Source organism: Variovorax sp. 01T432 (assembly GCF_056398605.1).
This window is the reverse complement of sequence record NZ_JBFTPS010000005.1, coordinates 240,006-263,674: the sequence shown is the minus strand read 5'-3', so window position 1 is coordinate 263,674 and position 23,669 is coordinate 240,006. Positions and strand designations below refer to the sequence as shown.

The window sequence follows — 23,669 nt, the reverse complement described above, 5'->3', positions numbered from 1 at the left end:
TCAGCTTTCCGTGGGAAGGGGTGGGTTGCGGCGCAGGGCGGCCGTCTCCAGCACGGCCTGCACGATGGGCGTGTAGCCGGTGCAGCGGCAGAGGTGGCCGGAGAGCATCTCCCGCACCTCGGCCTCGCTCGGGTCGGGTCGGCGGCGCAGGTAGTCGTCGCAGGACATCAGGATGCCGGCGGTGCAGAAGCCGCACTGCAGCGCGTGATGCCGCCTGAAGGCCTCCTGGAGGTCCGACATCGGGCCGTCGGCGTCGCACAGGCCCTCGACCGTGGCGACGTCGCGGCCCTCGGCCTGCACCGCGAGCGTCATGCACGAACGGCCGGCGATGCCGTCGATCTGCACCGTGCAGGCGCCGCACACCCCATGCTCGCAGCCCACGTGCGTGCCGGTGGCGCCCAGGCCTTCGCGCAGGAAGTCCGACAGCAGCATGCGCGGCGTGCATGGCGCGCTGCGCGCGCTGCCGTTGAGTTGCAGCCGCACGGTGTGCAGGCTGTCGCGGCCGATCTGTTTCATGCGGGGTTCTCCATGACCTGGGCGAGCACGCGCGCGCCGAGCCGGCGCACCAGGTGGCGGCGGAAGGTGGCGCTGGCGTGCGCGTCGTCCTGCGCTTCCAGCTCCCAGGCGAAATCGTTGAGGGCGCTCTCGAGCTCGGCGCCGCGCAGTCCGGCCGGCCATTGCGCAAGGCGCGGTCGGTCGGCCACGCCGCCCACCGCGAGGCGCAGGCCGCGCGCGTCGGCCACCGCGGCGACCGAGACGATGGCGAAGTCGCCGTGCCGCGCCGAGAACTCGGTGAAGGCGCTGCGCTGGCCGTTGGTGGCGAGCGGGAAGCGCACTTCGGTCAGCAGTTCGTCCGGCGCGCGCGCCGTCATCAGCATGCCCTGGAAGAAGTCGGCGGCCGCCAGCGTGCGGCGCTTCGACGCGCTGCGCAGCACCACCTCGCCGCCGAGCGCCAGCAGCACCAGCGGAATCTCGGCGCTCGGATCGGCATGCGCGACCGAACCGCACACCGTGCCCCGGTTGCGGACCTGGAAGTGCGAGATGAAAGGGAAGGCCTGCGCCAGCAGCGGCACCTCCTGCGCGAGGGTCCGGCGCCACTCGACGCTGCCCTGCGTGGCCGCGGCGCCGACGGCCAGCATGCCGCCCTCGGCGCGCACGTAGTCGAGCTCGGCGGTGCGCGAGATGTCGATGAGCGCGCTGGGCTGGGCAAGGCGCATGTTGAGCACGGCCATCAGCGATTGCCCGCCGGCCAGGATGCGCGCGTCGGCGCCCAGGGCGCGAAGGTGCTGCACGGCCTCGTCGGCGGTGTCGGCGCGCAGGTAGTCGAAGGCGGCGGGCTTCATCGCGCGCCTCCCCATGCGCGCAGCAGTCGACGCCACCATGAAGTCCGCGCCACTGCGTCGCCCTGGCCGCCGGCCTGCCGGCCCAGCTGCTCGAACAGCTGCTTGAGCACGATCCTGGCCGCGCCTTCGAGCATGCGGCCACCGACCGCGGCGACCTTGCCCGAGACTTCGGCCTCGTAGTCGTAGCGCAGCAGCGTGCCGCCGTCCTTCGGCGTCAGGGACACCAGGCCGCTGCCCTTGGCGGCGCCCACGCTCGACAGGCCCGCGCCGGCGAGACGCAGGCGGTGCGGCGCCTCGATCTCGCTGAGCGCAAGCTCGGCCGCGTAGCGTGCCTTGATCATGCCCACGCCCACCGTCACGTCGGCGCGGTAGCGGTTCGGGCCGATCGCCTCCAGTGCGTGGCAGCCGGGGATGACGCGGGCCAGCGCCGCGGGGTCGAGCAGCACCGCGAACACCGCCTCGGGCGGGGCGGGCAGCAGGATCTCGCCCCGGGCCGACAGCGCCTTGCCCTTGGCGTTCTTTCCGGCGGCCGCGGCCGTTGCCGGCATCGCCGCGGCGGCGCTGGCGCGCGAGGGCGGCGGGTCTTGCATGCCGATCAGACTCATCACGCGCGAAGGCGTGAGCGGCAGCACGATGTCGGCGCGTCCCAGCGCGTCGGCCACCGCGTTGGCGATGCACGGCGGCGTGCTCATGTTGTTGCCTTCGCCCAGGCCCTTGGCGCCCAGCGGCGTAAAGGGGCTGGGCGTTTCCATGTGCAGGATGAGCGGGTCGGGCACCTCGCAGGTGGTCGGCACCAGGTAGTCGGCGAAGGTGCCCGACTGGAAGCTGCCGTCGGCGCCGTAGCGGAACTCCTCCATCAGCGCCGCGCCCAGGCCTTGGGCGAAGGCGCCGCGGATCTGGCCGTCGGCCAGCGCGGGGTTGAGGAGCGTGCCGGCGTCGTGCGTGGTGACGTAGCGATCGATGCGCACGCGGCCCGTGTCGCGGTCGACTTCCACCGCGCAGATGTCGAAGGCGAAGCCGTAGGCGGCCGAGGTGTTGACGCGGTCTTCCTCGTCGGGTGCGCTCAGCTGCGGCGGCGACCAGAATGCGGTCTCGCGCAGGCCGGGCTCCACGCCCGGCGGCAGCATCGCGGGGGCCCAGTGCGGGTTGGCCGCGAAGCGGGAGAAGACCAGGCCGCGTTCCGGCGCGCTCTTCGGGAACACCTTGCCGCCGGCGAACACCACCTCGCCCGGCTCGCAGTCGAAGGTCGCCGCGGCGATGCGCGCCAGCTTGTCGCGCAGGCGGGTGGCGGCCAGGTGCAGCGTGCCGGCCACGGCGCCGGCGAAGCGGCTCGAGTAGTTGCCGGCCGCGACCGACCAGGCGTCCTTCTGGGTGTCGAACTCGACGTTGACCGAGACCTCCGACGGGTCGACCCCGAAGACGTCGGCCACGACCTGCGCCGACACCGTGCGGTGGCCCTGGCCGGCGGGCGAAGAGGCGATCACCACGCCGAGGCCGCCCAGCGGGTCGATGCCCACGGTGGCGGCGGCGATGGCGCCGTTCTTGGGGCCGGCCTTGGCGCGCTGCTCGCGCGGCATGACGGTGGTGATGTAGCCCATGTTCGACACCGAGGGCTCGACAATCGCCGCGAAGCCGATGCCGTAGAGCCGGCCTTCGGCGCGCGCCGCCGCCTGGCGCCGGCGCAGTTCGGCCAGACCGCCGTCGCGCACCGCCATGGCGAGCGCGGCCTGGTAGTCGCCGGAATCGATCAGCGCCCCTGCGGCGGCGCGGTACGGGAAGGCGTCGCGCGGGATGAAGTTGCGGCGGTACACGTCGAGCGGGTCGAGCCGCAGCTCGACAGCGATGCGCTGCACCAGCCGCTCAAGCGCGAAATAGACCTGCGGCCCGCCGAAGCCGCGCACCAGGCCGGTCGGTGTCTTGTTGGTGAGCACGACGCGGTTGCGCACGCGCAGGTGCTCGATGGCGTAGGCGCCGGTCAGGCAGCCGTGCATGCGGTAGAAGGTGGCGGGCTCGGGCGCGCGCAGGTAGCCGCCGCAGTCGTCGAACTGATCGAGCGACAGCGCGGTGATGCGGCCGTCCGCCTCGACCGCGGCCTCGGCGTGGCACAGCCGCCCGGTGGCGGAGGTCGCGGCGCTCAGGTGTTCCAGCCGGTCCTCGACCCACTTCACCGGCGCGCCCGCCTTGCGCGCGGCCAGGCACATCAGCACGGCCGGCGCCATCACCGCCTGCTTGACGCCGAAGCTGCCGCCCGAGTCGGCGAAGGTGCGGTGCCGCAGCCGGTTGCCGGGCACCTTGAGTGCCATCGCCATCACCGTGTGCAGCGAGAAGGGGCCCATGAAATTGGACTGGATGTCGTAGCCGTCCTGCTCCGACAGGAATTCGGCGATGACCACAGCGGTCTCGATCGGGGTGCAGGAGTTGCGCGGGTAGTGCACGCTGAGGGCCACGCGGTGGGGCGCGGCGGCGAAGGCGGCGTCGGGGTCGCCGTAGCGGAAACCGCGATCGCTCACCACGTTGCTGCCCACGCGCTCGTGCAGCACGGGCGCGTCGTCGGCGGCGGCCGATTCGATGTCGACCACCGCGGGCAGGGGCTCGTAGTCGGCCTCGATCAGGTCGAGCGCGTCCTCGGCCAGGTAGCGGCTCTCGGCCACCACCACGGCGACCGGCTCGCCGGCGTAGCGCACCTTGTCGGTCGCCAGGGCCCAGAGTTCCATCGGCTGCTTGACGCCGACGATGAAGGGCTTGGACCAGCGCTGCACGTCGGCGCCGGTCAGCACCGCGCGCACGCCGGGCAAGGCCTCTGCGCGCGCCGTGCGCACGGCCAGCAGCCGGGCATGCGCATGCGGCGAGCGAAGCACCGCCGCGTGCAGCGTGTCGGCGCGCACGGGCGCGTCGTCGCCATAGCGGCCGCGGCCGGTGAGCAGCGCGCGGTCTTCCACGCGCCGGGCCGGCCGGCCGAGGTGGGGACGCGCGGGCGCGTCGGCGAGGGGAGGCACGCTCATGAGCACGGGGTTCACTCGGCCTTGATGCCGGCCTTGCGGATCACGGGCGCCCACTTGGCGTCCTGGGCCTGGAAGAACTTCTCGAAGTCCGCCACCGAACCGCCCAGCACCTCGACGCCCTGCGCCGCGAAGATGGTCTTCACGTCGTCCGACCTGAGCGCCTTCTGCAGTTCGGCGTTGAGCTTGTCGAGGATCGGCTGGGGCGTGCCCTTGGGCGCGGCCAGGCCGTACCACACCGCCACCTCGAAGCCGGGATAGCCCTGCTCGGCCACCGTGGGCACGTCGGGCACGGCGGCCAGGCGCCTGGGCGTGGTCACGGCCAGCGCGCGCATCTTGCCGGCCTTCACGTGGGGCAGGGCATTGGGCAGGTTGTCGAACATCACATCGACCTGGCCGCCGAGCAGGTCGGCCACCATCGGCGCGCTGCCCTTGTACGGGATCTGGTTCATGTCCGTGCCGGTCACGCTCTTGAAGTACTCCATCGCGAGGTGCAGCGAGGTGCCGTTGCCGGCCGAGGCGTAGTTCAGGGTCCCGGGCCTGGCCTTGGCGGTGGCGATGAGGTCGGCCATCGACCGGATGGGGGAGTCGGCGCGCACCAGCAGCAGGTTGGGCGTCTGCCCGCCGAGGATGATGGGCGCGAAGGCCTTCTTCGTGTCGTAGGGCAGCTTGGGGTAGACGTACTGGTTGACCACCAGCGGGAAGCCGACCACCACCAGCGTGTAGCCGTCCGGCGCCGCCTTGGCGCCGGCATCGGTGCCGAGCACGGTCCCCGCGCCGGGCCTGTTCTCGACCACGGTCGGCTGGCCCCAGGCGTCCTGCAGCTTGCGCGCGAAGACGCGTGCCATCGTGTCGTTGAAGCCGCCGGGCGTGTAAGGCACGATGATGCGCATCGGCCTGTCCGGATAGCCGGCCGGCTGGGCCCCGGCAACCGGCAGGGCGAGCGCCAGCGCCGCGGCGGCGAGGCAATGAAGGAAGGCTTTCTTGTGCATGGTGTCTCGGTTCCGGATGTCGTCGATGTGGGCGTGCGGGCGTGCGTGGGCGCGCGCTGTCTCAGAGCGTGCCGACCTGCTGGTAGATGTGCTTGATCTCCTGGAAGTCGATCAGCGCGTCGTAGCCGTGCAGGCGGCCCAGGCCGCTGCGGCGGTAGCCGCCGGTCTCCGCCTCGGCGAAGAGCTTGTTGTGGTCGTTGATCCATACCGTGCCGTTGCGCAGCGCGCGGGCGACGCGCATCGCACGTGCCCCGTCGCGCGTCCACACGCTGGCCGACAGGCCGAACTCGGAATGGTTGGCACGGGCCACCGCCTCGGCTTCGTCCTCGAAGCGCTCGAGCACCAGCAGCGGACCGAAGATCTCTTCCTGGATGAAGAAGGCACGGGTGTCGCGGTGCGCGACCAGCGTCGGCGTGAGAAAGGCGCCCCCTGCCAGCGCGCCGGTGCCGCGGCCGCCGCGCAGCAGCACCTCGTCGGCGGCGGCCATGGCGTCGTCGATGCGCTGGCCCACGCTGCGCGCGGAAGCGTCGTCGATCATCGGCCCGATGTGCGCGCCTTCGGACATGCCGGGCGCGACCTTGAGCGCCCGCAGGGCGGCGGTCAGGGCGAGCTTCATCGCGTCGTAGTGCTTCGCGTGCACCAGCACCCGGCGTGCGGCGGTGCACTGCTGGCCGCTGATGATGGTGGCGGCGGCGGCGAGCGCGGGCGCCACGGCCTGCACGTCGGCGTCCTCGAAGACCAGGCAGGCCGACTTGCCGCCGAGTTCGAGCGACAGCTTCTTCATGCTCGGCGCGGCCGCGGCCATGATGCGCTGGCCGGTCGCGTTGGAACCGGTGAAGCTGATGACGTCGACGTCGGCGGACTCGACCAGCCGCGCCGCGACCTCGTGGCCGTCCTCGCTCACCAGGTTGACCACGCCCGGCGGCAGGCCCTCGACCGCGTGCAGTTCGGCGATGAGCGCGGCGGTGACGAGCGCGGTCTGCGGCGCGGGCTTGACGACGGTGGTGCAGCCGGCGGCGAGCGCCGGCGTGAGCGAGCGGATCAGCAGCACCGCCGGCGCGTTCCACGGCACGATGATCCCGGCCACGCCGGCCGCTTCCTTCAGCAGCGTGGAGAAGGCGCCGGGCTCGACCTCGAACACGTGCCCGGGCATGTGGCGCGTGAGGCCGGCGTAGTAGCGGATCTCGGAGACGGCGGCGCCGATCTCGCCGCGCGATTGCGCGAGGACCTTGCCGTTTTCCCGCGTGAGCAGGCGTGCGAGTTCGTCCGCGCGCGCCTCCACGCGGTCGGCCCAGCGCAGCATCACCATCTGCCGCAGGCGCGGGTTCTGCGACCAGCCCGGCTGGTCGAAGGCGCGGCGCGCGGCGGCGATGGCGGCGTCGGCGTCGGCGCGCCCGGAGGCGGCGTGGCGTCCCAGCGGGCTGCCGTCGGCCGGGTCGTGGCGGGTGCCCCAGGCGCCGGATTGCGCGGGCTGCCACTCGCCGTGGATGAGATTCAGGGCTTGGAGTTCGCTCATGGGTTGAGGTGATGGGTGCGTCATTCGGCGGTGATGTGGCCGTCGGTCACGACCTTCTTCCACAGCGCCATCTGCGAATCGATGAAGGTCTTGAACTGCGCGGGCGTGCCGCCGTCCGGCACCACGCCTTGCTGCGCGAAGATCTTCTTGACGTCGTCCATGGCGAAGATGGCGTTGAGCTCGCGGTTGAGCTTGTCGATCACCGGCTGCGGCGTGCCGGCCGGCACCACGAAGCCATGCCAGGACGTGACCTCGTAGCCCGGCACGCCCGCTTCCGCGGCGGTGGGCAGCTCGGGCATCAGCGGCGAGCGCCGGGTGCTGGCGATGGCCAGCGGCCGCACCTTGCCGGACTGGATGAAGGGCAGCGCGTGCGGCAGCAGGTCGATGGCAAGGTCGATCTGGCCGCCGGCCAGGTCGGTCAGCAGCGGCGTGCTGCCCTTGTAGGGGACCTGCGTCATGCGCGTGCCCGACACGCTCTCGAACAGCGCCATCGCCAGGTGGTTGGACGAGCCCGCGCCCGACGAGCCGTAGTTGAGCGCGCCCGGCCTGGCCTTGGCGGCGGCCAACACTTCGCCCAGTGTGCGCAGCGGGCCGGCGGCGTTGGACACGATCAGCATCGGGGAGCGGCCCGCCAGCACCACCGGCGCGAAGGCCTTGGCCGTGTCGTAGGGCAGGTCCTTGTAGAGCCAGGGGTTGGCCGCGAAGGGGAACTGGACGACCAGCACCGTGTAGCCGTCGGCCGGCGCGGTCGCCGCGGCGTGCGTGCCGATCACCGTGCCGCCGCCGGGCTTGTTCTCGACGATCACCGGCTGCTTCCACGCGATCGACAGCTTGGTCGCGGCCATCCGGCCCAGCGTGTCGTTGAAGCCGCCGCTGGGGTAGGGCACGACGATGCGGATCGGCTTGGACGGATAGCTGTCCTGCGCCTGCGCGGGGCCCGCCGCCAGTGCGAAAGCGCCGCAAAGGGAAGCCGCCAGGAGCGCTCGGCGGCGCGGGGATGTCTGCATGGTTCGTCTCCGGAAAATGTCTTGTGGCGAAATGGATGCGCGCTCAGGCGTAGGCCGGCCCCTCGATGGCCGGGTGCGCGTCCAGGAAGGCTTCGTCGACCTCCACGCCGATGCCCGGCGCCTCCGGGGGCCGGACGCAGCCGTCGGCGCCGATGGCGAAGGGCGTGGCGACCAGGGCGTCGCGGAACAGGTTGCCGCGCGAGACGTCGGCCTCGAAGTAGCCATGGCCCTCGATGGCGGCGAGCACGTGCAGCGTCGCGGCCATGTTGATGCCCGTCATCGACGAGTGCGGATGGATCGGCAGCTTGTGGGCCGAGGCCAGCGCCGCGATGCGCATCGTCTCGGTGATGCCGCCGGTCTTCGACAGGTCGGGCTGCAGGATCGACACCACGCGGTCGTCGACCAGGCGGGTGAATTCGAAGCGCGTGTAGTGGTTCTCGCCGGCGGCGAAGGGCACGCGGCCATAGGCGCGCGCCAGTTCGTAGCTGCGGTAGTCGTGCGCCGGGAACGGCTCCTCGAGCCAGCCGACGTTCAGCGCATCCAGCCGCGGCATGGCGAGCCGCGCATCGGCCAGCGTGTAGGCGGCGTTCACGTCGGTCAGGATCTCGATGTCGTCGCCGAAGGCCTTGCGCACGGCGGCCACGCGCGCCACGTCGCGCTCGACCGTGTCGCCCAGCCGCAGCTTCAGCGCCTTGTAGCCGGCCTCGACATGGGCCGCCGCTTCGTCGACGAGTGCCGAAGGGTCCTGCCAGCCCAGCGCCACGCCGCCGGCATAGGCGGGGATCGGCTTCGACGCGCCGCCCAGCAGCCTGTACAGCGGCCAGCCGGTCGCCTTGCCGCGGATGTCCCACAGCGCCATGTCGATGCCGCTCATGGCGATGGCGCAACCCGCGCCGATGCCGTGGCTTGCCAGCTGGCGCGTGTAGATCCGCTGCCAGATGCCGTTGACGTCGGTCGCGTCCATGCCCATCACCATCGGCCTGAGCGCATGCGTCACGAAGTGCGCAATGCTCGAATGCGCACGGCCGTGGTGCGATTCGCCCCAGCCGACCAGGCCGTCCTCGGTCCTCACCTTGACGACCACCGCGTCGCGCTTGAGCGTGCGGCCGACGCCCAGGCGCACGCTGTGCGCGGCCGGCACGGGAAAGGAGGTCGCCCAGGCCTGGATGTCGGCGATGGCGCAGCCGGCAGTGGCGGCGGCTGTGGCCGCCGCGGGCAGCGCGGGCGATGAGGGCATCTGACTTGTCTCCGATTGCGGCACGAAGGTGGCCGTCTGGGGAAAAGTCTAGAAACTGCCAGGCATCAGGTCAATTAATATTAAATTATGTGCTTCATCAGATGGACTGATGACTATCGAATCACAGGAGCGACGCCCATGGAATTCCGGCAGATCCAGTACTTCGTCTGTCTCTACGAAGAAGGCTCGGTGACCCGCGCCGCGCGGCGCCTGAACATCGTGCAGCCGGCGCTCAGCATGCAGATCGCGAAGCTGGAGGAGGAGATCGGCCTGCAGTTGTTCGTGCGAAGCCAGCAAGGCATGCAAGCGACGGCCGAAGGGCGCCGCATGTATCGGCTGTTCCTTCCCGTGCTGGGCGACTTTTCGCGGGCGCGCGAGCAGATCATGCAGACCGGCGGCGAGCTGACCGGCCAGGTGCGCGTCGGCATGATCGCGACCATCGCGCAGGGCGTGCTGGTGGACGCGCTGCTGGAATTCTCGGCGCAGCATCCGCAGGTCGAGCTGTCGCTCACCGACGGCTTCAGCGGGACGCTGACCGAAGCGGTGTCGGTCGGCCAGCTGGACGCCGCCGTCATCAACAAGCCGCGCCGGCCGCTCGCGCTCAATTCGGAGCCCATCGTCGAGGAAGACCTGCTGCTCGTCGTCGGACCGCGACATGCGGTCTTGCCCGAGACGGTTCCCTTCGGCCAACTGAGCCAACTGAAGCTGGTGCTGCCGACGCGGCAACACGGCCTTCGCGGCATCATCGAGAGCTTCGGCCAGGCCGAGGATGTGGAGCTGTCCGCCTCGGTCGAGATCGACTCCATCAGCGCCATCCTGAAGCTGGTGCACGAAAGCGACTTCTGCACGCTGCTGCCGCGAGTGGCGGTGAGAAGCCAGCTCGGCGACGCCGCATTGCGCGGCCATGCCGTCAGCTCCCCGCGGCTCACGCGCCAGATCGTGTGCGTGACGCACCCCCGACACCCGCCGAGCCCTGCCGCGTCGGCCTTCATCGCCACGCTGGTTCGACACATCCGGGGGCTGGGTGAGGGGGGCGGGTCGGCTGAAGGCGAGGCGCCTTGAGCCTTGAAATTCCTCCGGCCGGCCCTAGCTCGGGTTTCGGAAGCGCCGGAGACGCCTCCGGCGCTCTGTTCAACCCGAATGGAGGTCATTCGCCATGTATCGATCCTTTTTCCCGCGCGACGTGTTCGCCGAGATGGATCGCCTGCAGCGCGAGATGCAGCAGGCGCTCGATCTGTCTCCCAGCATCCGAGGTCTCGGCCGCGGCGGCTTTCCCGCCCTGAATGTCGGCGGCACGCCGCAGACGGTCGAGATCTATGCCTTTGCCCCGGGCCTGGACCCGGCCACGCTCGAGATCGAACTCGACCGGGGTGTATTGACGATCTCCGGCGATCGGCCGTCCCCCCTGCCCGAACCCGCAAGGGAGAGCGGCAGGCAGGCCACGGTGCACATCAACGAGCGTTTCTCCGGCGCGTTCACGCGGGTTCTCACCCTGCCGGACGACGCCGATCCGGATGCCGTCGACGCCAGGTACCGCGACGGCGTGCTGCACATCACCGTTCAACGGCGCGCCTCGGCACAGCCGCGCCGTATCTCGATCCAGTAAGGAAAGGAGGCCCCCCAATGAACGACGTTCGCAAGCAGGAGAGCAGTGCTTCCACGGCTGTTTCCCAACGGCAGCCGTCGAGTGCGGCCCGCTATGACGAGCCCGCGCTGATGCCGCCGGTCGACGTGGTCGAGGACTCGAACGGCATCACGCTCTATGCCGACCTGCCCGGTGTTTCGAGGGAGAACCTGCACCTCCAGCTGGAGGCCGGCACGCTCACGGTCGACGCGGAACTCTCGCTGCAGCTGCCCGAGGGCCTGCAGTCGAGCCATACCGAGGTCGGACTCGGGCGCTTCCGCCGGACCTTCACGCTCAGCAAGGAGCTCGACACCGAACGGGTGTCCGCCGAACTTGCCAATGGCGTATTGAAGCTGAGCATCCCGAAGGCCGAGCACGCGAAGCCGCGCCGCATTGCCGTCAACGCGGCCTGACCGGTGCCGGGGCGGCGGGAGCCGCTCCGGCGCGCGCGCCGCTACAAGGTGCAGCTCACGAGCTTGAAGTCACGATCCTCGTCGAAGGGCTTGATCGAGAAGCCCAGGCGCGTCATCAGCTTCAGCATTTCGGTGTTGTTGGCCAGCACCAGCCCCTCGATCTCGGACAGGCCCTTGTCGCGCGCCACATCGATGATGCTTTCCATCAGGCGCGAGCCGAGGCCCTTGCCGCTGTAGTCGTCGGCGATCACCAGCGAGAACTCGCAGCTGGCCCGATCCGGATTCGTGATGTAGCGCGAAACGCCAACGATGCGTTCGACCTCGGAACTCGTCGCATCGTCGGCGACCACGCGCTCCCTGACGACGGCGACCAGCGCCATCTCGCGGTCATAGTCGATGAGGGTGAAGCGCGACAGCATCGACGGGGGAAGCTCGCGGAAGCGAGACACGAAGCGAAACCAGCGGCTCTCGGGCGAGAGTTGCTGCACCAGCGTCTGCAGCATCTGGGCGTCCTCGGGATGGACGGGCCGCACGGTGTAGGTGCCGCCGCCCGCCAGCGGCCATTCGCGCTGGTAGCGCGCCGGGTAGGGCAGGATCGCCAGGTGCTGGTAGCCGCGTCCGTCGCCGATGGCGGCCTGCGATGCGCTGTCGACAACGATGCGCGCATCCACCGCCACGGCGCCCGATTCGTCGACGATGATCGGGTTGATGTCCATCTCGCGCAGCTCGGGCAGCTCGCAGACCATCTCGGAGATGCGCAGCAGGACGTGCTCGAGTGTTTCCATGTTCACGGCGCCGGCGCCGCGCTGCTCGCCCAGGGTCTCGAAGACGCGCGAGCGCTCGATCAGGCGGCGCGCCAGGAACTGGTTGAGCGGTGGGAGTTCCATCGCGCGGTCGTTCAACAGTTCGATCATGGTGCCGCCGGCGCCGAACACGATGACCGGACCGAAGGGCTCGTCGGTCACGAGGCCGACGTAGATTTCCCGCCCTTTGCGGGCGCGGGCCATCTTCTGCACGGTCACGCCGTTGATGCGCGCTCCGGGCGCGAGGCGGGTCACTCTTTCCACCATGTCCAGGTAGGTGTCGCGCACGCCCGCGCCGTTCATGACGTTCAGCGCCACGCCTTCGACATCGGACTTGTGGGTGATGTCGGGAGAGTCGATCTTGAGCGCCACGGGAAATCCCAGTTGCGTGGCGATCATCATGGCCTCGTTCGGGCTGCGGGCGAGCAGGGTGCGGGTGATGGGGACGTGAAAGGCCGACAGCAGCGTCTTCGACTCCATCTCCGTGAGCACCTTGCGCCGTTCCGCCAGCACGCTCTCGATGACCAGGCGGGCGCCTTCGATGTCGGGCTTGGCCAGCGCGGACAGCGGCGGGGGCGTCTGCTGCAGCAACTGCTGGTTCTGATAGAAGGCCGCGATGTTGCCGAAGGCACCGACGGCTGCTTCCGGCGTCCGGAAGCTGGGAATCGCCGCCTCCGCGAGCACCGCGCGCGCGGCCCCGACCGATGCATCGCCCATCCAGCACGACAGCAGCGGCTTGCTCATGGGACGCGGAATCTCCGCGAGCGCGCGGGCGTGGGCGACCGGGTCGCCGCCGGGCTTGGGCGAGAAGATGGCCAGGACGCCGTCGACCTCGCGATCGGCCGACGCCGCATCGAGCGCCGCGCGATAGTGCGAGGGCGTCGCGTCCTCCGAGAGGTCGATCAGGTCGGTGAGCGACGCGAGTGCCGGGACCTTGGGTTGCAGGGCGTCGCGCGAAGCGGGCGACAGCTTGCCCAGCTGCAGGCCGATCTCGTTGATCCAGTCTGCCGCGAGCACGCCCGGGCCGCCGCCGTTGGTGACGATGGCCAGGCGCTTGCCGACGGGACGGTAGCGCGAGGCCAGGCACTTTGCCGCCGAGAAGAGTTCGACGAAGGAGCGCACGCGCACGGCGCCGGCACGGCGCAGGGCGGCGTCGAACACGTCGTCGCTGCCCACGATGGACGCGCTGTGCGTGTGCGCGGCCTCGTTGCCGGCGGGCTTGCGGCCCGCCTTCAGCACCACGACCGGCTTGGCGTGGGCGGCGGAACGCAGCGCGCTCATGAACTGGCGCGCGTTCGTGATGCCTTCGAAATAGACAATGATGCTGTGGGTCGCGGCGTCGTGGGCGTAGAAGTCCAGCACCTGCGCGATGTCGACGAGGGTGTGGGGCCCGAGCGAGACCACGCTGGAAAATCCGACGGCATTTTGCCGCGCCCAGTCCAGCATCGAGGCGGTGAGCGCGCCGGACTGCGACACGAGCGCGAGCGAGCCCGACTGGGCGAGCGGGCCCGCGGCGCTTGCGTTGAGATTCAGGGACGGGCGCTGGAAGCCCAGGGAGTTCGGCCCGAGCAGATGGATGCCCTCGCGCTGCGCGATCCTGCGCAGCAGGATGGCCTGGTCGGCGCCGATGCCGTTGGAGACGAGCAGCGCCGCGCGGCAGCGGATGCGGCCGGTGAGTTCCAGGGCCGCGGCCAGTTCGGCCGGCGGCAGCGCGATGATGGCCAGGTCGGCGCGGGTCTGCGCCAGGTCGGCCAGCGTGCCGCTGGTGCGGACGTCGAGGAACTGCAGCGTTCCGCTGAAGCGTTGGGCACGAAGCGCTTCGCGCACGGTCCGGGCTCGCTCGCCCGGCCCGTCGGGCCGGTCCTCCTGGCCCAGGAAGGCGATGATCGATTCGGGCGCGAGCAGCGGGGTGAGGTAGTGCTTGTCCATGCGGCTAGTCTGCACCCATCAGCACCTTGACGTGGGCGGCGGCGCTGCGCGCCAGGGCATCCAGCGCATAGCCGCCCTCCAGGCAGGAAATGACCCGGCCCCGGCAGTGCCGCTGGGCGACGGCCATGATCTGCCGGGTGACCCAGCTGTAGTCGGCCTCGACCAGGCCGAGGTTGCCCATGTCGTCCTCCCGGTGGCCGTCGAAGCCGGCGGAGATGTAGATCAGCTCGGGCCTGGCCGCCTCGAGCGCCGGCAGCCAGCGCTCGGTGACCGCCGCGCGAAACGCCTCGCTCCCCGAGCGCGAGGGCAGGCCCACGTTGATCATGTTCGGCGCGTTGTCGTCCTCGCCCGAGAAGGGATAGATCCCGATCTCGAAGATCGAGCACATCAGCACCCGCTCGTCCTCACGGAAGATGTCCGCGCTGCCGTTGCCGTGGTGCACGTCGAAGTCGATCAATGCCACGCGCTCGAGACCGTGGAAGTCCGTTGCATGCCGAATCCCCACCGCGACGTTGTTGAAGAAGCAGAATCCCATGGCCGCGTCGCGTTGCGCGTGGTGGCCCGGCGGCCGCACGCAGCAGAAGGCCGCGGGCGCCTTGCCCGCGATGACCAGGTCGGTGGCCAGGACCAGGGCACCCGCCGCGCGCCGCGCGGCCTGCACGGTATGGCGGTTCATGCACGTGTCCGGGTCGATGGGGCGATAGCCTTCGGCGGGCGACGAGGCGATGAGGTTCTGCACGTAGGACAGCGAGTGCGCGCGGGCGAGCTGTGCCTCGGTGGCGAGCGGCGCGTCGTACGGCGCCATGTAGTCGAGCAGGCCGGCGATCAGGAGCCGGTCGTGGATGGCGGCGAGTCGTTCCGGGCATTCCGGGTGGCCCTCGCCCATTTCATGGCGCACGCAGTCGGGATGGGTGATGTAGGCCGTCAGCAAGTGCAGTCTCCTTCGGCGTTCCGGGCCATCGCGGCCGGACGCCTGCACGGAGTCTAGGAAGCCGCGAGGGATGCACCCATGACCTGCGTCAAGGCGGCGCCATGCCGCTGCCTTCGCGCGCGGGCGATCCGGCGCAGCCGGCGTGCTACCAGCTGAGCGGATCTATCCGAAAGAAGGCGCTGAGTTCCCGGTAAAGAGCGGCGTGCTCGGCGGCGAGCCGCCCTGGCTGCTCGAAGAACACTTCGGAGGCGACCGCGAAGAACTCGGCCGGGTCGCTGGCGCCATAGTCGCGCAGCAACGAGGGGCGGTCATCGTCCACGCGCTGGCGCAGCGCGGCGAATTCTTCCCCCAGCACCTTCGCCCACCGGGCCCGGCTGGCGCTGCCGCCCAGCGCCGGCGCGCCGTTGGCGCGGCCGTTCTCCTGGTCGAGCTGGTGGGCGAACTCGTGAATCACCACGTTGCGGCCGTCGTCCGCCACGGCGGCGCCGTCGACGGTGTCCTGCCACGACAGGATCACCTGTCCCGAGGACCACGACTCGCCCGCCAGGACCTGACGCTGGTCCTGCAGCACGCCCGTGCCGTCCGTGCGAACCTTGTCGACGATGAAGGCGCCCGGGTACACCAGGATCTGCCGCAGCTCGCGGAAGTAGCCGGTGGGACGGTTGAGGATGAGCAGGCAGGCCTGCGCGGCGATGGTCACCCGCACCTCGTCGGTGATGACCTGGCCGGCGCAGCCGATGAATGCCTTCTCCGCCAGGAAGACCTGGATGCGCTTCTTGAGCTGCAGTTGCAGGTCGGCCGGCATGGTCCGGAAATAGGGCAGGCGGCGGCGCAGGATGCGACGCCATTCGGCGGGAAAGGGCTGCCGCTGCACTCGCCTTCGGCGCATGCCGACGAAGAGGGGCTCGCGCAACAGCCAGGTCACGAGCAGCAGCGTCAGGACCGGCAGGATCCACAAGGGCATGGCATGTCGCGGTGGACGCGAAGTTTCAATCGATAGTCGCAGGTAGGTGCGGGATCGGTCTTTTCAACGGCGATGCCTGTTACCGGCCGCAACGATGGGGGTCCCCGCGAACAGGCATGGGTCATTCCCGCAGGCGCGAAACACAATGGCGCATGGCATCCTCCGTCTCCGTTCCCCCGCCACCCGCGCCCGCCGCGCTCGCGCAAGCCGCGGGCTCGCCGCACTGGAAGCGCAACCTGGTCGTGTGCATGGCCGGCTCCTTCACCACGATCGTGGCGATGACACTGCTGCTGCCCTTCCTGCCGCTCTACGTCGAGGAACTGGGCGTCAGCGAGCACGCGGCCATCGTGCAATGGTCCGGCGTGGCGTACGGGGCGACCTTCTTCACGGCGGCGCTGGTGGCCCCGCTGTGGGGCCGCCTCGCGGACCTCTACGGCCGCAAGCTGATGCTCGTCCGCGCCAGCCTGGGGATGGCGCTCGCCATGGCGCTGATCGGCATGGCGCACGACGTCTGGCAGCTCGTCGGCCTTCGCCTGCTGGCGGGGCTGCTCGGCGGCTATGCATCCGGCTCGATGGTGCTGATTGCCACGCAGACGCCCAAGGATCGCTCCGGCTGGGCCCTGGGCACGATGTCGTCGGCCATCATGGCGGGGAACCTCGTCGGCCCGCTCATCGGCGGCGCCCTGCCGCCGCTGATCGGCATCCGATCGACCTTTCTCGCCGCGGGCGCCGTCATCTTCGTGGCTTTCCTGGCGACGGTCTTCCTGATTCGCGAGGAAAAGCGCGTCGCCCAGCCCAAGGGCGGCAAGGCCAGAGGGGCCTGGGCTTCCCTGCCCGACAAGCGTCCGGTGGTTGCGATGCTGCTGACGGGGATGCTGCTCATGCTGGCGAACATGTCGGTCGAGCCGATCATTACCGTCTACGTCGCGCAGCTGGTGGCCGATCCGGCGCACGTGACCTTGATGGCGGGGCTGGTGATGTCGGCCGCCGCGCTCGGCAGCATTCTTTCCGCCGCGCGCCTGGGCAGGCTGGCCGACCGGATCGGCCATTGGAACGTGATCGTCGGGTGCCTGGCGGTGTCCGCCGTGTTGCTGGTGCCGCAGGCCTTCGTCACCTCCGGCTGGCAGCTCGTCGTGCTGCGCTTCCTGATGGGTTTGTCCCTCGGCGGACTGCTGCCCTGCATCGCGAGCGTGATCCGGCACAGCGTGCCGGAGCGCACGGCGGGCAGCATGCTGGGCTATTCGATCTCCGCGCAGTACGCCGGCCAGGTGGCCGGGCCTCTGCTGGGCGGATTCGTCGGCGGGCACTTCGGAATGCGCGCGGTGTTCCTGGGCACCTGCGTTCTTCTGGCCGGTGGCGCGGTATGGAACTGGCGGGCCAAGGGCCCGCGGAGCGATCGTCCGGCCGCGCGATGAATGGTTCGCGCGACGCCGGCGTGGATCAGAGCGTGCGCGTGTCGATCCAGACGATGCGCCCACCCCGTTGCTCGACGAGCTCGACCATGTGCGCCGTTCCGCCCGGACCCTCTGCGGCTGCGCCGTCCCACAGAGCCATCAGCACCATGCGCGCGGCACCGCCTGCCAGCGCGAAGTCGATCAGCCATCGATTGCAGCGTTCCCACGCATCCTCGCCCGCCTTCAATGCGCCGAGCATCGCGGGGGCCGCCAGGATCGGCCGCCCGGGCGGAAGCCGCGCCCTGAGCTCCTGGTAGAGCGCCAGCCAGCGAGGCCCTCGCGAGGCCACCGACGCTGCCACGAAGCGCGGCTCCTCGAAGGGCTGCAGCAATTGGACTTCCATGCCGCGCGCCAGGGCGCATTGTGCGAACAGCAGGTCGCCGCCGGCGCCGCCCTGGGTCAGGCCGAGGTCGGCGGGCCCCGCATCGAGCATCGCGAGCGCCTGGCCGATGCGCAAGGCCGCCGCGCCGGTCGCGCGCTCCGGAAAGCGCGGCGACGCGCGGCCGGGCGCATCGACGAGATGGCCCGCGAACAGGATGCGCAAGCGCGGCTCGAACCCCTCCGAGGTCATGGCGGCGAGTATGGCGCGGTGGCTACGGCGCCTGCAACTGAACCGGCTTGCCGGGCTTGCCCGCCATCTGCGGCGCGATCACCAGGTAGCGCCGGTCCACGGTCTTGCTGTCCTGCACGACCTGGCGGATCGGGCCGATCGCGTTCACGATGGCCGAGCCGGCAGGGTTGGTCATGAAGTTGGCGAGGGGCTCCAGCGTCCCGCTGCCGTCGGGCTTGCCGGCCAGGGCGAGCACGTAGGGCATCTTCGGCATCAGGCCGGTCGCCGACGCCTGCGCCACTTGCAGCAGGCCCTGGTCGAACAGCGAGACGCTGGTCGGTGCGTCGGGAGCGCTCGATGCCTTTGCGTTCACGACCGGCGCCAGCGTCAGATGCGCGACCTGGCCTGCGATGCCCAGCGGCTGCAGCCCCTGCAGGCCGTCCCCTTCGGGCACGGCATCGGGCACGTAGTTGATCGCCTGCGGCGCCTGCCCGATCGGCACATGGCCGATCACGGTGTTGGTGGCGGTGTCGATCGCGACCAGCGCATCGGCGTTCTCCAGCCCCACGTAGATGCGCGAGCCATCGCCCGAGGGCCAGACGCCGTGGGGCAGCTTGCCCACCGGGATGGTCGCGACCTGGGAGAAGTCGTCCGTGCGGAAGACCTTCACCTGGTTCAGCCCGCCCACCGTGACATAGGCGAGGGTGCCCTGTGGCGTGGCGGCGAAGTTGACGTGGTTGGTGATCGGACCGGTGTCGAAGGACTTGATGACCGCGAAGGGCGGCCTGGCGTCGAACACCATGGTGCGGCCCACGTCCTTGAGCGTCATCCAGACCTGCCGGCCGTCGGGCGTGGCGGCGATGTTGGGGCAGAAGGGGCTGTCCTGCCTGACGTGGCCGACGGTCTGTTTCGTCGCGGTGTCGATCACGACCGTCTCGGGATTGAAGGAGGAACAGACATAGCCATACTTGCCGTCGGGCGAGAAGATCTGCATGCCGGGGCCGCCGGGCGTGAGGATGCGGGTCTTCTCCTCGAAGGTGGCGGCGTCGATCACCGACACGTAGTTCTCGCCGCGCACGGTGACCCACAGCTCCTTGCCGTCGGGGGTGAAGAAGGCCTCGTGCGGAGAGCGGCCGACGTAGGTGGTGTGCTTGACCGCGTTGGTCGCCGTGTCGATGAAGCTCACGGCGTTGGAGCCGATGGAGACCACGGCGAGTGTGCGGTGGTCGGGCGAGAAGCCCATGCCGTGCACCAGCACCTGGCCCTTGTAGAGGGGGCTGAAGTTGCCGGGCGCGGGGTCGCCCAGGCGGATCACGCCCAGCAGCCTGTTGTCGACCGGATCGGTCACTGAGACGGTGTTGGAGAACTGCTCGGCCGCATAGACGCGGTCTCGGTGGCTGACTGCGATGTCGGCGGCGGCAGCGGCGGCGGGTGCCTGGCCGGCTCCGGCGAAGGGGGCGACCGCCAGCATGGCGGCGCAGCGCAGGACGTTCGAGAAAGAGGTTCGGGTCATGGCGTGCTCACTGGTTGTGCATGTGCATCGCGTGCGGCGTCATCGACGCGGACGCGGGAAATCCGGCCTGGGTCGGCGCGGCTGCGGAGGGCGGCAGCGGTTGATCGACCGCGAGCCGCATGGCGGCGATCTCCTGCAACTGGTCGACGATGATTTCCTGCGCGATGCGCCGAAGCTGCTCGTTGGTGCCGTAGCGCAGTTCCGCCTGCGCCATGTCGATCGCGCCCTGGTGGTGCGGAATCATCATCGCGGCGAAGTCGCGGTCGACGTCGCCGGACGGCTTGACCGCCATGCCGGCCATCATCTTCGACATGGCCGCATCGTTCTCGGCGGCGAACGCCGCATGAATGGAATCGGCGGACGCGGTGAGCGTGCCGCCGCCGGCGGCCGTGGCAATGGCGATCACGGCCAGCGGCATGCCGCGCTGCCAGCGGGGCGGTATCTTGAGACGCATGGGTTCTCCTGGTTGAAGCTTGCGGGGCGGGGCGCCTGTCGCAGTCGTCAATGTCGGCCGATGGCGTTGCGCATGGATTGCGCGGCGCCTCGCATCGGATACCGATGCAACGTCGTCGATTGCAGTTGAAATCCGGCACGGCCGCATCGAGCGGCGGCGCCTAGGCGCCGAGTTCGGAGCGGTTCTTTTCGAGAGCACCGGCCAGGCACTCGGCCAGTTCCCGCAGCCCCAGCGGCTTGTGCAGCAGCGCGACCCCGCCGAGTTTGCGCACGCGTTCTTCGAGGGCCGCGCCGACATTGCCGCTCATCAGGATCACGGGCAGGGCGGGCCGCACCGAGAGCAGCCTTCGCGCGAATTCGCTGCCGGGCATGCCGGGCAGCATCTCGTCCGTGAGCACGGCGTCGAAGCGCCTCGGGTCGGCCTCGAAGGCGCGCAAGGCGCTCTCGCTCGAAGCGAAGCCGACCGGTTCGTAGCCCAGGCCGGCCAGGATCTCTTCGGCGAGCTCGATGAGTGGCCTTTCGTCGTCGACGACCATGACGACTTCGCCATGGCCGCGCGGCCAGTCCGCTGTCGCGCGGGGCTGCAAGGGTGCCGATCCGCCGGCCACGGGCAGCCAGACAGAGACCGCGGTTCCCCGACCCTGGCGTGTGACCACGTCGATCGCACCCCCCAGGTCGGACACGATGCCGTGCACCACCGACAGCCCGAGTCCCGTGCCTTCACCCACCTTCTTGGTGGTGAAGAAGGGGTCGAACATGCGCCGCAATACCTCGGGCGCGATGCCGCCGCCCGTGTCTTCCACCTGCAGGCAGACATGGGCACCGGCGCCCAGGTCGCCCTGCAGAAGCGACTTCGGATGCGGCAGATCGACGCGCTGCAAGCTGAGTTCGAGGGTGCCGGCGTCGCCCATGGCCTGCACGGCGTTCGTGCAGAGATTCATCACGACCTGGTAGAGCTGGGTCGCGTCGCCCATCACGGCCGCATCGGCGGCCTCCAGGCGAGCCGCCACGCGCAGGCCGGAAGGCAGCGAGGGTGCCAGCATGGCAATCGCCTCCTCGACGATCCCCTGCATGCCCACCGGCACCCGCTCGACGATGCCGCTGCGGCTGAAGTCGAGAATCCGCCGCACGAGCAGCCGCGCCCGCGCGCCGCCTTGCATCACGCGGTCGATGTGCCGGCGCAGGGCGCTGCCGGCCTGCGCGTGCTGCTGGGCCATCTCGCCGAAGCCGAGGATCGCGCCCAGGATGTTGTTGAAGTCGTGCGCGATGCCGCCCGCCAGCGTGCCGAGCGCCTCCAGCCGCTGGGTTTGCGCGAGCCGCGCCTCGAGGCCCGCCTTGTAGCTTTCCGCCTCCTTGCGCGCGCTGACGTCGGTCGCCGCGCAGAACAGCCGCACCGGCGCGCCCTTGCCGTCGAGCAGGCAGCGGCCGCGGGCGTGGATCCAGCGCCACTCGCCGTCCGGATGGCGCACCCGGTATTCGAGCTCGATCGCGGGCGTGCGTCCGGCCAGATGGTCGTCCACGGCCGTCTTCACCGCCGGGGCGTCATCCGGGTGGAGCGTGGTGTGGCGCATGAGGTCCGAGAACGATGCGACCGGTGCCTTGGTCTCGATGCCGTGCAGGGCGCGCCACTTGTCGGATGCGAAGACGGTGTCCTGCGGGATGTTCCACTCGGCGTGCCCCTCGTTCGCGGCCTCCATGGCCATGGCATAGCGTTCCTCGCTCTGCCGCAGCGCCTGTTCCCCGCGTTCGAGGCGGCGCAGCTGGCGCAGGACCGCGGCGATGGTGAGGACGATCAGGATGGACAGCAGCAGCGTCCGGATGCCGCCGCTCCACATCTCGTCGTACCAGGGACGCAAGGCCACTTCCTCGTCGCGCGTGACGGCGAGCAGCAGCGGCTGGTTGCCCACGCCGACCGTGGCGACGAGTTTGGGCCGGTGGTCCATCGGGCTGACGACCCTGGCGACAAGCGGTCCGCCCTGAAGGGCCGCCAGTTCGGGAAGCTTCATCGGCTCCTGGGCGCCGGGGACGGCCGGTTGCCGCATGATGATGGTTCCGTCTTTCAGCGTCATCAGCAGGGCGCTGCCCTTGCCGAGCTGGATGGCCGAATACATGGCCTGGAGCTGCTGCAGGGTGACGATCGCAGTCACGACGCCGCCGAACGTGCCGTCGGGCGTTTCGAGACGGCGGGAGACGACCAGCCCGGGAATGCGCTCGGTGCGCGTGACGATCGGTTCATTGATGTACAAGCCGGCGTCCGCGTTGTCGCGCTGCGCCAGGAAGTAGGGGCGATCGGAGACATCCGCCAGCGCCTGGCCGGTCTCGCGCGAGCGGTAGCGCTGCCTGCCGCTGGCATCGACGACCGTCAGCACGCTCACCTGGGAAACGCCGACGGTCCGGGAGGCGAGCGCGGCTTCGATGGCCTCCGGGGGCAGCTGCGCCCCGGAGAGCTGGTACCAGGTGGCGGTGTCGCGCAGCAGGACATTCACCGCCTGCAGGCTGCGGGCACCCTGCGCGGCCAGCGCGTTGGCCAGATTGCCGAGTTCGCGTTCGTTGGCCGACATGATCTGCTGGTGCAGGCGCCAGCCGTCGTAGGCCGCCGAGCCGGCGAAGGCCGCGATGAGAAGAACGCCGCCCGCGATGATCAGGCGGCGCAGCCGCTCGCTCGATTTCATGTCAGTGAGGGGCCGCGATCGCGCCGGTCACGGCTTCCAGGAGTTCTTCCCGGGTGCAGGGCTTGGCCACGAGGCGGCTCACGCCCAGCGCGCGGGCAGGGTCGGAGTCGCTGGGGAGGCTGCGTTTCAATTGTGTCGATATGCCGATCAACGCCGATTGCGGATACATCGCCTTCACCTCGCGAACCCTGTCCGCGCCCTGGGCGCGGAGATTGAGAACATTGACGATGACGAGGTCAACGTCAGCCCCGCGCGATTCGCCGGCCGCAGGCAGCGCACGCACGAAGTACCCCTCGTCCGCGAGCCACTCGGAGATCAGCGCGCGAATCGCGAGGTCTTCTTCTATCACCACTATTGTCGGCATGGGTTGTTTTGCAGGTTGGCGGGCGGCACCTTCCTGCCGCTGGTCTTCATTGGAGCGACCCCGCATGCCCGGGTGATTTCGGAGGGATCGCGGCGCGTTTCACCTGTAATGCGGATGTGTTGCGGCGGCGCGCCCGGTTGCATTAACCTTCGGGCCCATATGACGTCCAGCCAACCGCACCTCCTTGTCGTCGACGACGATCCGGCCATCCGCGAGCTGCTGGCCGAGTACCTCGCGGAAAACGAACTGCGGGTGACCACGGCGGCCTCCGGCTCGGAAATGGCACAGGCCCTGCAGGCGCATGTGGTGGATCTGGTGGTGCTCGATCTTCGCCTGAACGGCGAGGACGGCATGCAGCTGGCACGCCACCTGCGCGAGGGCAGCGAGATCCCGGTCATCATCCTGACCGGCAAGCGTGACGAGGCCGACCGCGTGATGGGCCTGGAGATCGCGGCGGACGACTACGTGACCAAGCCCTTCAGCAACCGGGAGCTGCTCGCGCGCATCCGCGCCGTCCTGCGGCGGTATCAGGTGAAGCGCGAGAGCGAGGCGCAGGTGCGCGAGGCCAGGTGCAGGGCGTATCGGTTCGCAGGCTGGGAACTCAACCTGCTGGCGCGCCGGCTGACGGCGCCCGATGGACGGCGGGTGGAGTTGAGCAATGGCGAGTTCAATCTCCTGCTGGCCTTGTGCGAGGCGCCGCAGCGCGTGCTGTCGAGAGACCAGCTGCTGGAGCTGTCGCGGCTCCATGGGGCCGAGGTCTACGACCGGTCGATCGACGTCCAGATCCTGCGGCTGCGGCGCAAGATCGAGGACGATCCCTCGCAGCCCCGGTTCATTCGCACGGAGCGCGGGGCGGGTTATGTGTTCGAGACGCAGGTCGACATGCTGAAATGAGCGGCGAGGCC

At 70.0% G+C, this 23,669-nt stretch carries 20 protein-coding genes; 5 read left to right on the top strand and 15 right to left on the bottom strand.

Annotation, left to right across the window (positions count from 1 at the left end):
- From AC1DNF_RS06300 to AC1DNF_RS06270, 7 genes are all read right to left on the bottom strand, one after another.
- Complete coding sequence (locus tag AC1DNF_RS06300) at positions 1–516, bottom strand: (2Fe-2S)-binding protein (RefSeq protein ID WP_478147690.1); 516 nt, start codon at positions 514–516, stop codon at positions 1–3.
- Positions 513–1,343: an FAD binding domain-containing protein gene (locus tag AC1DNF_RS06295; RefSeq protein ID WP_478147689.1), complete on the bottom strand. Its 831-nt coding sequence runs from the start codon at positions 1,341–1,343 to the stop codon at positions 513–515. The genes AC1DNF_RS06300 and AC1DNF_RS06295 overlap by 4 nt, the downstream gene beginning before the upstream one ends.
- Positions 1,340–4,345 carry a xanthine dehydrogenase family protein molybdopterin-binding subunit gene (locus tag AC1DNF_RS06290; protein WP_478147688.1) on the bottom strand — a complete coding sequence of 1,002 codons (3,006 nt, stop codon included), beginning with the start codon at positions 4,343–4,345 and terminating at the stop codon, positions 1,340–1,342. Before AC1DNF_RS06290 ends, AC1DNF_RS06295 begins: the two co-directional genes overlap by 4 nt.
- Before the next feature lie 11 nt (positions 4,346–4,356).
- The gene (locus AC1DNF_RS06285; RefSeq protein WP_478147687.1) at positions 4,357–5,334 is read right to left on the bottom strand and encodes a tripartite tricarboxylate transporter substrate binding protein; all 978 of its coding nucleotides are present in this window, start codon (positions 5,332–5,334) and stop codon (positions 4,357–4,359) included.
- 61 nt (positions 5,335–5,395) lie between these two features.
- The gene (locus tag AC1DNF_RS06280; protein ID WP_478147686.1) at positions 5,396–6,850 is read right to left on the bottom strand and encodes an aldehyde dehydrogenase family protein; all 1,455 of its coding nucleotides are present in this window, start codon (positions 6,848–6,850) and stop codon (positions 5,396–5,398) included.
- Between the two features lie 20 nt (positions 6,851–6,870).
- Positions 6,871–7,857, bottom strand: a complete 987-nt coding sequence (locus tag AC1DNF_RS06275) for a Bug family tripartite tricarboxylate transporter substrate binding protein (RefSeq protein WP_478147685.1) — start codon at positions 7,855–7,857, stop codon at positions 6,871–6,873.
- 43 nt (positions 7,858–7,900) lie between these two features.
- Entirely contained in the window at positions 7,901–9,094 is a 1,194-nt protein-coding gene (locus tag AC1DNF_RS06270) for a mandelate racemase/muconate lactonizing enzyme family protein (RefSeq protein ID WP_478147684.1), read from the bottom strand.
- 138 nt (positions 9,095–9,232) lie between these two features.
- Here AC1DNF_RS06270 and AC1DNF_RS06265 point away from each other — a divergent pair, with 138 nt between their 5' ends.
- The 3 genes from AC1DNF_RS06265 (at position 9,233) to AC1DNF_RS06255 (ending at position 11,131) form a co-directional block, all read left to right on the top strand.
- Positions 9,233–10,156 carry a LysR family transcriptional regulator gene (locus tag AC1DNF_RS06265; protein ID WP_478147683.1) on the top strand — a complete coding sequence of 308 codons (924 nt, stop codon included), beginning with the start codon at positions 9,233–9,235 and terminating at the stop codon, positions 10,154–10,156.
- A gap of 94 nt (positions 10,157–10,250) precedes the next feature.
- A complete protein-coding gene (locus AC1DNF_RS06260) occupies positions 10,251–10,700 on the top strand; it encodes an Hsp20/alpha crystallin family protein (protein ID WP_478147682.1) in 450 nt (149 codons plus the stop codon).
- Between the two features lie 17 nt (positions 10,701–10,717).
- A complete protein-coding gene (locus AC1DNF_RS06255; protein ID WP_478147681.1) occupies positions 10,718–11,131 on the top strand; it encodes an Hsp20/alpha crystallin family protein in 414 nt (137 codons plus the stop codon).
- A gap of 41 nt (positions 11,132–11,172) precedes the next feature.
- On the opposite strand, the gene AC1DNF_RS06250 is transcribed toward AC1DNF_RS06255, so the two are convergent.
- The 3 genes from AC1DNF_RS06250 to AC1DNF_RS06240 form a co-directional block, all read right to left on the bottom strand.
- Positions 11,173–13,863, bottom strand: coding sequence for a bifunctional acetate--CoA ligase family protein/GNAT family N-acetyltransferase (locus AC1DNF_RS06250; protein WP_478147792.1), 2,691 nt, complete (start codon positions 13,861–13,863; stop codon positions 11,173–11,175).
- A gap of 4 nt (positions 13,864–13,867) precedes the next feature.
- On the bottom strand, positions 13,868–14,794 hold the full coding sequence (locus AC1DNF_RS06245; RefSeq protein ID WP_478147680.1) for a histone deacetylase family protein: 927 nt from the start codon (positions 14,792–14,794) through the stop codon (positions 13,868–13,870).
- 145 nt (positions 14,795–14,939) lie between these two features.
- Complete coding sequence (locus AC1DNF_RS06240; RefSeq protein WP_478147679.1) at positions 14,940–15,758, bottom strand: M90 family metallopeptidase; 819 nt, start codon at positions 15,756–15,758, stop codon at positions 14,940–14,942.
- 152 nt (positions 15,759–15,910) lie between these two features.
- Here AC1DNF_RS06240 and AC1DNF_RS06235 point away from each other — a divergent pair, with 152 nt between their 5' ends.
- Positions 15,911–17,173 (top strand): MFS transporter, encoded by a 1,263-nt coding sequence (locus AC1DNF_RS06235; RefSeq protein WP_478147678.1) that lies wholly within the window; start codon positions 15,911–15,913, stop codon positions 17,171–17,173.
- Between the two features lie 25 nt (positions 17,174–17,198).
- Here AC1DNF_RS06235 and AC1DNF_RS06230 read toward each other — a convergent pair whose 3' ends face one another.
- The 5 genes from AC1DNF_RS06230 to AC1DNF_RS06210 all read right to left on the bottom strand — a co-directional run bounded on the left by AC1DNF_RS06230 (position 17,199) and on the right by AC1DNF_RS06210 (position 22,830).
- A complete protein-coding gene (locus AC1DNF_RS06230) occupies positions 17,199–17,783 on the bottom strand; it encodes a hypothetical protein (RefSeq protein WP_478147677.1) in 585 nt (194 codons plus the stop codon).
- A 22-nt stretch (positions 17,784–17,805) separates the two neighbouring features.
- Positions 17,806–19,275 carry a YncE family protein gene (locus AC1DNF_RS06225; protein WP_478147676.1) on the bottom strand — a complete coding sequence of 490 codons (1,470 nt, stop codon included), beginning with the start codon at positions 19,273–19,275 and terminating at the stop codon, positions 17,806–17,808.
- Between the two features lie 7 nt (positions 19,276–19,282).
- On the bottom strand, positions 19,283–19,729 hold the full coding sequence (locus tag AC1DNF_RS06220) for a DUF305 domain-containing protein (protein ID WP_478147675.1): 447 nt from the start codon (positions 19,727–19,729) through the stop codon (positions 19,283–19,285).
- Between the two features lie 160 nt (positions 19,730–19,889).
- Positions 19,890–22,400 (bottom strand): ATP-binding protein, encoded by a 2,511-nt coding sequence (locus AC1DNF_RS06215; RefSeq protein WP_478147674.1) that lies wholly within the window; start codon positions 22,398–22,400, stop codon positions 19,890–19,892.
- 1 nt (position 22,401) lies between these two features.
- Positions 22,402–22,830, bottom strand: a complete 429-nt coding sequence (locus AC1DNF_RS06210; RefSeq protein ID WP_478147673.1) for a hypothetical protein — start codon at positions 22,828–22,830, stop codon at positions 22,402–22,404.
- Between the two features lie 93 nt (positions 22,831–22,923).
- Between AC1DNF_RS06210 and AC1DNF_RS06205 the strand changes: the two genes are divergently transcribed.
- A complete protein-coding gene (locus tag AC1DNF_RS06205; protein WP_478147672.1) occupies positions 22,924–23,658 on the top strand; it encodes a response regulator in 735 nt (244 codons plus the stop codon).
- Positions 23,659–23,669 lie beyond the last annotated feature (11 nt).